9 protein-coding genes and 1 pseudogene are annotated in these 15,388 nt (G+C 31.5%); 1 reads left to right on the forward strand and 9 read right to left on the reverse strand.

What is annotated here, in order from left to right; genetic code table 11:
• From QZN45_RS05955 to QZN45_RS05970, 4 genes and pseudogenes are all read right to left on the reverse strand, one after another.
• Window positions 1-326, reverse strand: a pseudogene (locus tag QZN45_RS05955) (iron ABC transporter substrate-binding protein); the annotation flags it as partial.
• Window positions 327-754: 428 nt separating this feature from the next.
• Entirely contained in the window at window positions 755-4,840 is a 4,086-nt protein-coding gene (locus QZN45_RS05960) for a right-handed parallel beta-helix repeat-containing protein (protein WP_296811851.1), read from the reverse strand.
• A 198-nt stretch (window positions 4,841-5,038) separates the two neighbouring features.
• The gene (locus QZN45_RS05965) at window positions 5,039-7,963 is read right to left on the reverse strand and encodes a hypothetical protein (protein ID WP_296811853.1); all 2,925 of its coding nucleotides are present in this window, start codon (window positions 7,961-7,963) and stop codon (window positions 5,039-5,041) included.
• Window positions 7,964-8,075: 112 nt separating this feature from the next.
• Window positions 8,076-10,151 (reverse strand): Ig-like domain repeat protein, encoded by a 2,076-nt coding sequence (locus tag QZN45_RS05970; protein ID WP_296811855.1) that lies wholly within the window; start codon window positions 10,149-10,151, stop codon window positions 8,076-8,078.
• A gap of 513 nt (window positions 10,152-10,664) precedes the next feature.
• Between QZN45_RS05970 and QZN45_RS05975 the strand changes: the two genes are divergently transcribed.
• Window positions 10,665-12,233, forward strand: a complete 1,569-nt coding sequence (locus QZN45_RS05975; RefSeq protein WP_296811858.1) for a hypothetical protein — start codon at window positions 10,665-10,667, stop codon at window positions 12,231-12,233.
• Here QZN45_RS05975 and QZN45_RS05980 read toward each other — a convergent pair whose 3' ends face one another.
• From QZN45_RS05980 to QZN45_RS06000, 5 genes are all read right to left on the reverse strand, one after another.
• Window positions 12,234-12,659, reverse strand: coding sequence for a DUF3021 domain-containing protein (locus QZN45_RS05980; RefSeq protein ID WP_292605614.1), 426 nt, complete (start codon window positions 12,657-12,659; stop codon window positions 12,234-12,236).
• An 8-nt stretch (window positions 12,660-12,667) separates the two neighbouring features.
• On the reverse strand, window positions 12,668-13,108 hold the full coding sequence (locus QZN45_RS05985) for a LytTR family DNA-binding domain-containing protein (RefSeq protein WP_296811862.1): 441 nt from the start codon (window positions 13,106-13,108) through the stop codon (window positions 12,668-12,670).
• Window positions 13,109-13,111: 3 nt separating this feature from the next.
• Window positions 13,112-13,387, reverse strand: a complete 276-nt coding sequence (locus QZN45_RS05990; protein WP_292605617.1) for a 2TM domain-containing protein — start codon at window positions 13,385-13,387, stop codon at window positions 13,112-13,114.
• A gap of 126 nt (window positions 13,388-13,513) precedes the next feature.
• Complete coding sequence (locus tag QZN45_RS05995; RefSeq protein ID WP_292882180.1) at window positions 13,514-14,212, reverse strand: diacylglycerol/polyprenol kinase family protein; 699 nt, start codon at window positions 14,210-14,212, stop codon at window positions 13,514-13,516.
• Window positions 14,209-15,330, reverse strand: coding sequence for a tocopherol cyclase family protein (locus QZN45_RS06000; protein ID WP_292605621.1), 1,122 nt, complete (start codon window positions 15,328-15,330; stop codon window positions 14,209-14,211). The genes QZN45_RS05995 and QZN45_RS06000 overlap by 4 nt, the downstream gene beginning before the upstream one ends.
• Window positions 15,331-15,388 lie beyond the last annotated feature (58 nt).

A 15,388-nucleotide genomic window follows, 5' to 3' on the forward strand; every position in this document is an offset into this window, starting at 1 on the left:
CCATCTTGAGAACCATACCACCCACCAACAACAGGATAATTATGGTATTGGTTAGGCACATATTTTAACTCATCATCAGTCCATTGGAAGTTGACAGCTTTCAGCTTATCCGGTGCAATCATATATAACACAGTTGTCATTGGCGGACTTGTAGCCACAACATTGCTTACAGATGCAGGTATTTCCACTGATCTGTTAATCATATCAGTGACATTTTTGGATCCTTTACTTTCTACAGTCGAAGGAGATAAAAACAAGTGAGTAGCTACTCCCGCTACGACTAAAATTACCAATAAAAGAATGATTATTTTAATTTTCTTATCCATTTAAAACCCCCAAAATATAAACTCGATAAGAATATATATTAACAAAGTTATTTAATAATTTTTCTAAAATATTCAATTAGATATCAAATAATTTTTATATTAGATTAAAATTGAAAATATATTAGTAACTATCCAATAAATTAATAAAAATAATTTTTATAAATTATTTTAGATAAATACTAAAAAATATCGTTGATAATTTATTACAAATTCTTATTTGAAACAAATCCTGAAAATCATAGAATGGTTGAAAAGTCAAATCGATTAAAACAAATAGACAATCGATTATTTTAATAGTTAATGAAAACATGATGATTTTAAAAAATGCCAACATTAACATTAGGGATTATAGATTGAAAATAGATAAAAATTATTTGGATAGTGTATATGAAAAAAAATAAAAAAGTAAAAACATGCAAAAAACATGTTTATCTTAAAATTTCGTCTTCGGGAACAACATATGAATAGGTAGGCTTAAACACACGAGAAGTTGAATAAATCAAAGAGCCGATTGAAATTTCAATGGTGTTATTGTTAGGTTTATAGTTTTGAGAATTGAAGTTGAATGAACCGACACCTCCAACAACATCAAATATTACTTCTACCTGCTTTTCTGTTCCCCTATTTAATGTAGCATGAAGATTAAAAGTGGCAAGATTTGAAGCCATTTCACCATTTTTGTAAAATGTTACATTATAGCTTCCAGGAGTAGTGCATACGATTTCTTTAAAGTAAATTGCAGTAGTATTGATTCTAGGACACATTGTTCCGTAACCAACCACTCCCGTATCATAATCCCAAGTTTTTAAAGAATTGGTACCGTACCAATTTGCATCAAGCTTTAATCTTTCTTCAGGATTAAATAATCCTCCACCATATATTCCTTCAGGATTAGCGCTTAGTTCCCCTAAAATCATCATGCTCGGACCTCTTGCATTTCTGTAAATCGCATTATCAGTCACAATCGGTTCAACTGCATTTTCAGCCAAATCATATCCTGCATTAAACCTGATTCCTTCCAGAACATTATCAGTAATGGTATTTTGAGTAATTACAATGCCTGTTGAGTAGTTTGAATCAATAGAAATTCCCAAATGATTATATGCAATGTGATTCTTATTGACAGTGACATTAACAGCAGAATTGTTTAAATATATACCATAGCCAGTCGGACCTTCAGGGACTGTCATAATATACAGACCAATATTGTCAGATATTTCATTTTCAAGTATTTGACTATTGGCAACACCAAAACCATATTTGATACCATAGTTATTTTCTTTTAATGTATTGTTAATTATACCTATGTTTGAAGAGTATTGAGCAAATATAGCACTTTCAAATTGAGACATATGATTTTTCAATAAATTAACATTAGTGGAATTAGAAATAGATACTCCATAACCAGGCAACATTACAGATCCATCAAGATAGCTTTCAATTTTGGATTCGTCCAAAGCGTTGATGAAAGAATTATCCTTAATCAAAACATTGTTTGCACCTTCAAGCACCAAAGCGTTGCCGGAATTTCCCTTAATGACAAAACCTGATATATTCACACCATTTGAAGAAATCTTAAATACTGGACTTCCAGATTTAGCTGCCAATATAGTATTGTCCTCAGATAATATATTCAATGACTTATCCACATTTAATGAAACACCATTATATGAATCACCTAAAAATACAATGGAATCCCCTGATTTGGCATTGTTCAAAATACTTTCAATATCCGAATTTGCAAGCCCCTTATCCACATAGGAAGTATTAGTTTTTTCAGTAACAGTTATTTTATTTGACTTGGAACTGGCTTTGTATTTGCTATTTCCAGCATATTTTGTTACAATAGTGTAAGACCCTTCTTTTAAAGAGGAAACATCGACGGTAGCTTTACCTGATGAAGTTGTCTTTTTAGTATATGTTTTTCCATCAAAAATCAATTTAACATTTTGATTTGAAATAACATTACCGGACTTATCCTTCAAAGTTATTTGGAACTCTTTTGCAGCATCTTTTGCATATGTTCTATCGACAGTACTAATTTTAGTAACAATTCTTGAAACAGTTATTTTACCTGTAGCCTTTGATGCTTTGTAAATTCCAGTTCCTTTATAACTGACACTGACAGCATAAGTCTTTTCTTTTGATGATTTGAAAGATACACTAGCTTTTCCTTTAGAGTTAGTCTTTTTGGTGTAAGTCTTGCCATTGAGTTTTATGGTTACCTTTTGCTTGTATAATGATTTTCCAGCACTTGTTTTCAAAACTATTGTATAGGCTTTTGACTGCTTAGGAAGTATTGATACTTTTGGAGCAGTTATTTTAGTAACAGTTTTAGCCACCTTAATTTTACCACTTGAAGATGCTTTTTTATAAATTTTACTTCCTTTATATGTTGCAGTTACTTTGTAAGTTTTCAATTTTGCGAATTTGACTTTGATTGCGACTTGGCCTTGGGAATTGGTTGTTTTGGTATAAGTTTTACCATTAATTTTTACAGTAATCTTTTGTTTTGCAATTCCATTACCGTCTGCATCCTTTAAAGTTACTTTATATGATTTTGAAGTTTTTGGAGGAATTGTGACAGTAGGAACTGTTAATTTTGCTGTTTTTGAAGAATATTTAACTACGATATTGCTTGTTTTGGCGGATGCCAAATAGTCATCAGATTCAGCAAAACTAATTTGAATCTTATAAGTTTTTTGAGAAGTGAATTTTAATGAAACTTTAGCCTGACCGTTCTTGTCAGTTGTTCTAGTGTAAGTTTTACCGTTTACTGTAAAGACAATTATTTGACCAGCCAATACATTGCCAGATTCATCTTTTAATGTTGCAATATAGTTTTCAGCAACATTTGGAACCATATTAACATTTGATGAAATAATTTTGGTGGCAATAGGATTTCCAGGAATGTCAGAATCATTTACAGCAAATGTCTTTGATATCTTGCTGTCAATAGTATTTCCCGGTGTTGGCAACACTACAGTTACAACATTGCCGGTTTCATTAAAATCATCCAAAGAAAATGTTACTGTTGCTGTACCGTTTTTCATCATGACTGTTTTGTATAAATCCCCATCCTGAGGTGTTGAACTTTTAGTAGCCTTATTCATGTAAAATGAAACAGGAACTGAACTCAAATCTGTTGCAATATTTCCGTTTTCATCAACGATTGAAATTGAATAAACTCCTTTTTTAACCTGTTTTATCTCACTTAGGTACAATTGATAATTTCCGCTTTTAGACCAAATTTTCCCAGGAGAAGAATAAATATTAGGGCATGCAAGGAAATTGTTTATGTCAAAAACGTATCCTAAAAACATCACATCCTGATGACCATAATAATCCCCGTTTCCTTCGCCGACATAGGTGAAAACATCCTTTGCGGCATCGTAAGCGTAATCAGCATATGATGTTCCAGGCCTATATTCATACATTTGGGTCCATACCGGCCTGTCCATATCTCCACTGCCGAATCCATAATTGATCATGTAGTTGTTGGTAATGACTTCAATTTCATTTCCATTGTATTTCAAATTTTTTACATGGAAATCATTGAAAACATCCCATTTAATATTTTGATTGAAGAAATTACCTTTAACTTCAATGTAAGTCACATTATTGTCTATATAAACGCCGTTATTCTTATTAAATGCAATGTAATTACTTAAAATATGCACATTTTCAGGAGCAGTAATTCTCAATCCATCTCCATTATCAGTTAAGTTATTGTAAATGACTGTTAAATCATTACCATTTCCTGAAAAAGAGATTCCTGAAACCTTATTATTAAAAATGTTATTGTCATTAATCTTAATTTGAGAAGAATCAATGACATTTATTCCATTTTTAGTGTTTTCAACAGTACAATTTTTAACATTAACATTTTGGGAATTTTTAATCCTAATTGCATTTTCACCATTTGACAGAGTTACATTTTGAACAACAGCATTTTGCGCATTTTCTATTCTTACAATGTCAGAATAACCAGTATTTGACACTTTACAATTCTTTATTACCACATCACTGGCTCCACTAACTAAAATGGCATAATCATTGTCATTGCTTACATCACTTGTCAATGCAAATCCTTCAATTACAGTTCCACTGGCCTTTGGAGATATATAAAATATTCCTTTATAACCAGATCCTACAGAACTTCCAGGACACACTTCCATTGTCGTATTCACATTACTTTTGATTGTTAACTGTTTGTCAACAACAAAGTGACAGTGAACATAGCTTGTTCCTTCAATTATAATTGTATCTCCAGTTTTTGCACCATCAATTGCCTTTTGAATTGTAGGTGAAGTCATTTCATTGTGATTTTTATCAACTTCCTCAACGACAATTGTTTGAGGTTCGCTCAAAACAGAATTATCATCCTGTGAAAGTTCAAGTTCATTATTTAAATTACTATCATCAATAGTGTTCAGTTCAATATCTGATGAATTTAAACTCATCAAATCTGCATCATCAGAAGCAGTAACTGAACCAATGAAGATTAATGACATTAATATAAATGATAATATTAATATATAATTTTTAAATTTCATTTTATTGCCCATATTATTATTTTTAAAATTGAATTATTTTTCAATATATAATTATATACTATCGATATATTTAATATATTTCTATTTTTTTGTGAAAAAAATAAAAAATAAGACATTACAATTTATCATAATGAAAAATTAATAATATCGAAAAAATTATTTTTTTACTTTTAATGTAGTTTTAACTTGATATTTTAGATATTTAACAATGACAGAATATTTACCAACTTTTAAATTTTTAAAATTAACTGTTGCAATTCCTTTCTTGTTTGTTTTAGCCAAATAAGTTTTACCTTTGATTTTGAAACTGACAGTTTTCCCAGCAATTGCTTTTCCTTTTGATGATTTTAGAACTGCAGTAAACTTAATCTTTTTAGCTTTTTTAGAAGTCTTGCTTTTAGCAGACAATACTTTTTTAATTGTTAAAGTATTCTTAACACTATACCCCTTGTATGAGCTTACTATAGTATATTTTCCAGGGACAAAAGCAAATGTCTTTGTTGCGTATCCATTTTTGTCAGTTGTAACCTTATAGCAAGTTTTGCCAACTTTCATTGTTATTGCAATGCCTTTTCCAACCGCTTTTCCATCATCACCGATAACACGAACTTTAAATGTAGCTTTTCCACTATAATCAACGAAAACATTCTTATTTTCAATAATCCTTTTAATAATATCCGGATTAATATCAACAGTTAATGAAATACTTTCATTACTAAAAGTGGCTTTTAGGACATTGATTTTTGGAATAGAAACTGACGTAGTCAAATTTCCATTTTTAACAGATAAAACATCCCCAGTAGATAAACTAACTTTAAATATTGGTAATTTCCCACATAAGTCCAGTTTTAAAACATCCCCATTTTTATCAATTACTTCATTAAAAGTAACAATTATGTCTGCGGATTTGTCTTGAATTAATTTAGTGGAATTTGAAAAACTCATTAAGATCCAATTGAAATCATCTGAAGTATTGAAATTCAATAATTTATCAAAATCAGGATTGTTTGATCCCCACCAATTATTATTAACAGACACATTATCCCAAGTACTGTTAAATATAGCATAACCATTGGAATCACAATTATTCACAATGATTGAATGGGAAACAACCATATTTCTTCTTGCAATTATCGCTCCACCTTCTCCTTCAGCAATATTATTTTCAAATATTGAACCGGTTACAGTCATGTTTCCTTTATTGTCAATGGCCCCACCATTTTTAGTTGCATTATTATTGGTGAAATTCGAATTGATTATATCCAATTGTCCTCCATTATCAATAGATCCTGCCCCATAAGCCAGATTATTATTGAATAATGAGTTTTCAATTGTCAAACGCCCTCCATTATCAATAGCTCCACCATAGCTTTTGGCTTTATTTGAAATAAACTGAGAATTGTTGACATATACACAAGCATTATAGTTATATATGCATCCACCTTCATCAGCACCATTATGCAATTCAAATAATGAATTTGCAATTATAACATTTCCTCCATTAACAGATAATGCTCCTCCCTTACGAGTGATTTTATTATTTGAAAATTGGGAATTTTCTATTGTTAAATCCCGCACTGCATAAATTGCACCTGCTTCTGATGCCTTATTTGAACTAAATATAGAGTTATTGACTTTAATTACATTATTCGTGTATATTGCGCCACCGAAATAAGCTTCATTCTCATTGGCAGTTAACTTATCAACATCTAACTTTGCAGTATTGTAAATAACACCACCATTTATAGAAGCAATGTTCTTACTGGCAAACATTTGAGCAATAGTTAAATCCTGAGTACTGTAAATTGCTCCACCGGAACTGGCTTTATTATTATTTAAACTAATATTTTTCAATGATAACTTTCCAGTATTATAAAATGCTCCACCATCGTTTGCAGAATTATTGTTCAATTGAGTTTCTATGATATTAACGTCAACACCATCAATATAAATTCCACCACCAACTTTTGCAACATTATTTTCAATTACAGAATTCTGAATTTGAGAAGACATGAAACTACAGCGAATAGCCCCTCCTTCTCCTAATGCAAGATTATTTGATAGGGTAGAATCAGACAATGTTAAAGTTCCCTGATTTAAATCAATACCCCCTCCACGTTCGGCAGCATTGCGTGTTAATGTGGAATTAATGACATTCAAGCTAGCCTTTGCTTCAACATATACCCCACCGCCCCAAACAGCAGTATTATTTTCAACAAGACAATTTTGGATTTTCAAGCTAAATTCAGAAACATAAAATCCACCGCCCTGCTTTTTGGTGTTGGTGTTGTTAACAATTATTGAATCGTAAACTTCGCAAATTCCCCAACTTTTAATTCCAGCACCCAAATCGTCACAGATGTTAGAAAATACCAATGAATTGTATACCTTTAACGTGCCTCTATTGTTGTAAATCGCTCCACCACGCTGTGCTATGTTATTTATAAAAGTAGAATTGTAAACCTGCATTGATCCCCAAATGTTATAAATCGCACCCCCTTCTTCACAGACATTATCCGTGAATGTGGTGTTTATGATTTTTACATTTCCGTTTGGATTGTCATTTTCAATGGCAGCACCAGAAATTGCAGTGTTTTTAGTTAAAATAGAATTTTGAATTGTCAATTCAGATTTATCGAAGCAATATATAGCACCACGTTCTGAATTTGTATTAATTATTGTTGAATTAACAATAGATAACTTTCCAGCATTACTTATAGCTCCCGCAACACCGTCAGAATATCCGTTAGTGAATGTCAATCCAATAATATTTACATTAACATTTCGAGAAACAACAAAAATATTTGATTTATCATTTGCATTGAGTGTGGAATTAGACCCATAAATTGAAATGTCTTTTTTGATTGAAATTGGTGTTCCATCACCGAAATACGTTTGATTTTCCAAATAAATTGAATCGCCGGAACTGGATTCATCAATTAATTTTTGGATATTATCAAAGTTATTTACATTAGAACCAATAGTGGAATTAGCATCAGCAGCATAAGCAACATTAACAATCATCACTAACAATAGCAATAAGAAAATAATTCCAAAGTTAATGTTTTTTATATTAATCACCCCAAAAAATATTAATAAAAAAAATGCATGATTAGAATTAATTTTGATGAATTTAAAACATGATATGTGAAAAAAATAAAAAAAAGAAAAGAAAAGTAATAAAATTACTTATCTATTTTTTAACAGTGTATTTTACTTTTACGGTTTTTGCATTGTAAGCGCTGTCACCTGCAAAATTAACAACAGCAGTGAAAGTACCTTTTTTAGCAACTTTAACAGAGATAGTAGCTACACCTTTAGAGTTAGTTTTAGCAGAGAAAGTTTTACCATTTACTTTGATGGTAATTTTCTTATTAGCAATTAATTTGCTACCTGATTTTAAGGTAACTTTAACTTTTTTAGCTTTTTTAACTTTTAAAGTAGCTTTTGCAGCAGTTAAAGTAGTAGCTGATTTGGTTACTTTAATAGTTGCAGTATCAATAGAAGATGAAGTAGTATTATCTCCAGCATAGTATGCAACTACACTGTGGGTTCCAGCTGCAGAGTATTTTTGAGTTGTAAAAGTAACAGTACCATTTGCATCAGTTTGAACAACACCAGCAGTTTCACCATCAATGAGAATAGCTACAGTTTTATTAGCTAAAGCAGCTCCAGTTTCATCTTTTAATGCAATTGAAACTTTAGCAGCATTAAGTGCTTTAATTGAAACATCATTAGTTGCTATAGTAGTAGCAATGAGTTTAGCAGCTGCAGGAACATCAATATTTGCTTCAGAAGCAGCATAAGCTTTAGTTGCAGCAAATGCGAAAGCCACATTTTCACCAGCAACAGCATCAATAGTTACAGCACCATTTTCATCAGTTTCCAAATCAGTAGTATTACCTGCAATAGTAGCAGTTACTTTTTCAGATGCAATAGCTTTACCGTTGATATCTTTTAATACTGCAGTTACTTTATTAGCCACTACAGAAGTAATAGCAATTTGAGTTTGTACAGGATCAGCTGCAGGAATTACAATATCAGATGGAGTTTTATCTTCACTTCCCCAGTCATTAGCCCATACAACAATAGGAGTTACGCCATCAACAAATTCGTTTCCAGTTACAGCAATGTCATCATATGGGTTTAATAATCCAGCTCTGCATAAAATGTGTAATAAGGTTACACCGGAAATGTCTTCATCCTTATTGTATTTAACAATTTTATTGTTGGTTACATTAATGTTACCAAGTGTACTTGGGTAACCGTGAGCAGTGTTTCCTTGTTCAGCAGCAATTAACCAATTGTTGGTAATAGCTTTGAAAGTATTGTTGTCAATAAAAACACCGCTGGAAGCTTTTTGTATACTTACTACAGGGTATGCATCCCAGTATACAGGTTGACCATCGAAGGTTCCGTTGAAATAACCACAGTTTTCGAAGATATTGTTTGAAATGAAAGTACCATCAGTAGAAGCTCCTCCAAAGAAGATAGAGTAAACATTATCTTTGAAAGTGTTTCCTATAATTCTTGCATCACCACTAGCTTGTGCAATGGAAATAGCATCTAAAACCACACCATCAAATAAGTTGTTTTGAATAGTGGTGAAGAAAGATCCTCCAACAGCAATAACTTTGGAACCTTGTTCTTTGTTTACTGTAGGGTCATTTACAAGTTTAGTAGCATATCCGCCGTAAAATTTACTATTTTTAACAGTTACGTTGTTACAGGATTTAACTACAACAGCTTGGTTGAAGTCAGTGAAAGTACAATTGTCCACAACACCGCCAGCAGCATCATTACCATTGAATTGTACACCCCAACCGTTTACAGAACCACCATAGGTTAAATTGTTTTTAGGGTTGTTGTCAATGAAAGTAATTCCTTTGATAGTTACAGCTTTACTGTTAGTTACATAGAAAAATCCGTTTCCATCTCCGTAACCATAAATGGTAGTACTACCTTGACCATCTATAGTTAAGCCATCTTTTTCCTGAATAGTGATTGATGAATCATTTATTATATATTCCCCATTTAATTTAACTGTATCTCCTGCTTTAGCTGTATTAACTGCATTTTGAATAGCATCTGCGGTTTGACCTTCAGTGGTAACATCAGCAGCTAATTCATCTGCATCATTATCGACAGCAACTGCATCAGTTGCATCAGCAGCAGCCACAACATCAGTAGTGTTTTCTGCAGAAACTGCACTTGCAGACAATGCGATTAAAACAACTAAAAGAAAGGATAATAATATCTTCTTATTCATTCTTTTTTTCTCCATTAATTAATTTTGAAATAATGTACTAAGATAAATCTAATTGCATTTCTCTAATCGACATAAATTTTATTTCAGTACGATAATATATTTACATACTATTCAATATAAACATTGTTATTTATCGATGAAAAATAAAAATAATTTAAAATAGTTAAAACTCGTAATAAATATTTTAAAAATATTAAAAGAATATAAAAAAATATTATAAATAAGTATATAAAGAAAAATATAATATTTGTTCCATTTATACAAAAAAATAACATTTAAATTAAGATAATATTATTTAAAAAAATCGACATAACGATGACTAAAAATACATAACATTTATCATAATCTAACGAAAATCAAAAGAATTTTGAAAAAAATAGCTTCGACATGAATATAATTATATAATACTAGATAACAAAAAGATAAATACTAAAGAAATTATTCTTTAAATAATTATTAATGGAGGTGAAATAAATTAAAAATAAGCATATTTTTACAGTTATATTTCTATTAATGATTTTTACATCAGTTAATTGTGTTAATGCATTAGAAAATAACAACACAATTACTAACGATGACAATATCCTTGAAATCACAAACAACGAGAAATTAAAAGACTCCTCAACAGATTTGGCGGATAAAATCATTAATGCCAATGATGGCGATGAGATAATAATAGCACCTGGAACATACAAGCTCCACAATATCGAAATTACTAAAAATCTCACACTCCAAGGAAATGGAAATCCTTCAGACATCATAATCGATGGAGAAAACAAATCAAGCATTTTCCTTATAAGAAGCGATGCAGTCCATGCCAGTTTTAAAAACATCACATTTATTAATGGATTAACCTTGAACTTTGGCGGTGCAATATCAATGGAAACAGGACACGTTTATGTGGACTATTGCAATTTCATCAATAACACTGCATTAAACAATACCAATGCAGGAGGAATTTCCAATTATGGAACTGCAAGTGAAAGAGGATATTTATTTGTAAACAACTCATTATTTCTAAACAATCATGCAGATCATGATGGAGGAGCAATAACAACATGTTACGCATATTCATATATTTACAATAGTGTATTCATAGCAAATTCTGCTCGCAGAGATGGTGGTGCGATTAGAGTAAGTGTTTATGGATATGGTGCTGTTGAGGACTGTATCTTCATGTACAACCATGCAGATGAATGGGGAGGAGCATATTATAGTTGGGCAAGCAATTCTGTGATAAACAGATGCATTTTCATGAATAACACAGGAGGAACAAACGGCGGAGCAGTGATGGTTTCAGGTAACCTTACATTGACTAACTCGCTTATCGTAAACAATACTTCAAATGAAACTGGTGGTTCGTTTTACATCCAACAGCCAATGTTCGATGCCTTAACAGTAATAAATGTTCATGATAATCTCATAACAAACAATACATCGCCGTTAGGAAAAGAAATATTTATTAAATGGAATGCAACCAAATTGCTATTCACAAAATTTAATGATAACGATTGGGGTGATGAAGACCCAACTGACCCTGAGGTTATTGATCCAAATCATGTTACAAAAAGAAGTAAAGTAACCAGCACTAAAAAGTCCAATTTGTTAAATGAAATGAATCTCGATTTATTAAATAGGTACAGTGACATATTAAAAGATTACTTCCCAAGCGGATATTTTGACAGTGATGACAATGTTCCTGAAGATAATAATCAGAACCCTACTGAAAATAACAACATGAATAAGGGTTCAAATGAGAACAACAACCTTAATAATCAGAATACTGTTACCGACAACCCACAAAACAGTAATCAAAATATTAAGGCAAATAATTCACAAAATAACAATCAAAATAATATTGTTACTTCAACCATGCCACTATCCGGCGAAAATACAATTCAAGTAAATGGAACTAGTGATGTGGGCTCAGATTCACAAAAATCAAAAGCCAGTGAAATAATAAAACACACCCCATCAAAAAACATCAGTTCCTTAAACATAGGAGTTATCGTTTTTGTAATTATTGCTCTAATTGCATTCCTAATCGGATATCTAAAACAAAGAAAAGCAAATAGATTATAACTATTTGCTTACTATTTTTTTATTCAAATTACGTGCGAGCAAATAATAGTAAATATAAAAACCACACCAAAATATTGCCGCAAATACACAAGCAATTAAAATCCAAGTTATTATTGGACCAATTCCCAATGTTATCGGCATCCAGTGAAGATATACAGCAACCAAAAACAATACTGTCATCCCGATTCCCATTTGGAAAATGATTTGATAAGGCAAAGCCAAATCTTCTTTTTCATATATTATCCCAGTTAATGAGAATCCCCATCCTGCAACAATACAACCAAAGAACAAATTAATTATATCAGTGCCTGAAAAGTTAATATTTTGAGGCCCTGCTTGAAGAGAAATAAAAACTGCAACCAACAATCCTATAAAACAACCTACAAAAGCACCCATTGCCAATCTTTTAATTAAATCTATTTTCATAATCCCACCTATAAATCCAAAGCATTCTTAAAGTCAGGTAAATATTTTCTTGAGATATTATCTTTCAAACCATTTTTAAGCTCAATGAACATCATTCCTTTAAGTGAAGGCGCTACACGTTCGATTCTTTTAAGATTTACAATAGTGGTCTTGGATATTCTAACAAAATCATTATTTAAAACTTCATCAATTTGATACAATGGTTTTTTAATCAAATACTCATCATTTTGAGTATACACCTTAACTTGCTTATCTTCAACCCTAAACATATAGATTTCATTGAATTCCAAAAGGGCAATATCAGATCCTTTTTTAACTGCAATCATTTCACTGGATTCATCACTTTCAAGAATTGATATTGCTTTTGAAATATTATCCGTCAGTTCATTAGCATGAATATCTGCATGAGGTTCTTTAATATCTCTTGAAACAAACAAATTTACTTTCATGATTTAATTCCTTAATTTCATCATCTCTTCTTCGATTTTACGTTCACGAAAATCTTCACTATCCCAATTATCCACTAAAACATATGCTTTTAAAAAGTCAACCAGCACTCCAATACCCCAGAAAAATACAGGAAACATTACCCACCAAAATTCTGGAGTGCATAACCAATTAATAATTGCTAATATGGCATTTACAATAACATATGCTTTTAAATTTCTGTAAAATTTTATTTTTCTATCGACTCTTCTTTCTGCTCTTTCACGTAAACTATCTGACATGATATTTAGCTCCTTTAACTCGTTAATAATACATAGTTAAAGAATATATAAATGTCTAGTTATGAACTCAACCAAGATGCAAATTATGATTACTGAAATGCAAAAAAATAGAAGTGAAAAAAGCAGCTACATTACAGCTACCAAATAATATAAAATTGAAGTTACTGCAGGAACTGTCAGATTGTCAATTCCACCATAACTGAATGCTTCACAAAGGGTTGCAATAGCAGAAATCACTATAATATAAACAATATTGAATTCAGGCATTGTACATCCTATTGAAGTAAAAACCATCCATACAAATACACTCATGACAGTTGTTACAACAAACATGGTAAGTGATCCTTCAAGAGATTTTGTACCCCCAAATACTGTGTATTTAACTTTACCGAATTTTTGACCGATTAAAGCTGCAAATCCATCACCATACACCATAGGAACAATAGCAAGTGCTACAATCCATATGAAAAACTTAGGATCGTTTGCTGGTGAAAGCATGGAATAAATTGCAATCAGTATTGTCCATATCAATGCATAGAAGAATAAACCTAAAGCATGCCCTGATTCGGTTACGCTGTTTTGAATTTTAATAGGAGAATATTCAGTTAAGAAGAATAGAACTACTGTAATTGGCAGTGTCAAAAACCAAACCATTACCCAAGGATCTGAGAAAAATGGCATGGCAAATATCATGTTACCTACCATAATATGTAAAAATTTACGTGAAACTTCGGGTCTTGTCTTTAAAACCAATTCAGCTACAACGAAAATTACTGCAACATAAATATATACAATGATTAATGCAAGGATATCTGAGAATATCATTCGTCATCATACTCCCCGTATTCACATCCCGCATTTTCCATTTTTACATGATCAATTAAAGTTCCGTCTTTTTTGTATAGTTTTATTTCACCCCAACCGTTTCCACCATTCCATAAACGGTTGTGTCTTTTTTGACCGTCGGGAGCTTCATAATTAAATAACATCATTTCGTCACGTTTACAGTAAAGCACCATTTCCATTTTGGAGTTCTTATTGCTTGCATTAATATGCCATGTGTGAACTTCATCTCCCTCTTCAAAGTCAAAATCGATTTTTACCATGTTCCAAAATCTTGCAAAGTTATATTCATACATTGTTCCTTCATAGTAGAAACCGATTAATAATTTACGAGGAATGGATATACCAAATGCCTTTGGTCTTCCACCTCCAGCTTCAAATGCAGAGTTGTTTAATTTTTTTCCAGAAATTAGGCTAGTTATATTACATGATGAAATCCAAAGCCATGGTGAAGTAAAGTCTCCTCCCCAGTTTTTGTCTGCATATCCATAAGATTTTTCGGGAATGACTTCATATTCTTCGCCGTCCAGCCATACAGTTCCACTGTATTGTGTTTTGATACCTTCTGCATGCCAAAACATTTCAAAAGAGTTTAATTTTCTGAATAAAGAACTTGCACCATAACCTACATTAAATGTGATTTGTTTATCAATGTCCAAATCCCACATCATGTCTCCTGCATCAGACATGTATTCAGGATGATTTTCAGCATCTTCAGCAGATACTCTTGAAAATCCACTCATATGAGTTTCAGTTAAACTGCAGTCTCCAACTTGAATATTAAGTTCATCGTCAGGGCAGTCAAAATATTTCATTGAGTAAAAATTATGAATCTGCTTTGGATTTTTACCCCAAGCACCTGCCTTAATCATACAATAAGAAGGTTTTTTACCGGCTGCTTTATTTTCAGGAAGTTGTCCTAAAGTAGGTTCCTCCTCAGCCAATGCCGGATTACATACAAAGTATTCTATGAAAAATGGTCTTGGTTCACCAGTTTTCTTATTATATGCAGTAAAAGAATGCCACCACCAATCATATCCTTTTTTAGCAAGTGGTCCTTTGAGCATAAAATAATCTCTTTTCAAATCACTTTTATTCATATTAATCCTCCAAAGGTGATATAATATGATATTTATTGAAAATCTCTTAAATAATTTA

This window comes from uncultured Methanobrevibacter sp. (assembly GCF_900314695.1).
Taxonomy (GTDB): Archaea; Methanobacteriota; Methanobacteria; order Methanobacteriales; family Methanobacteriaceae; genus Methanocatella.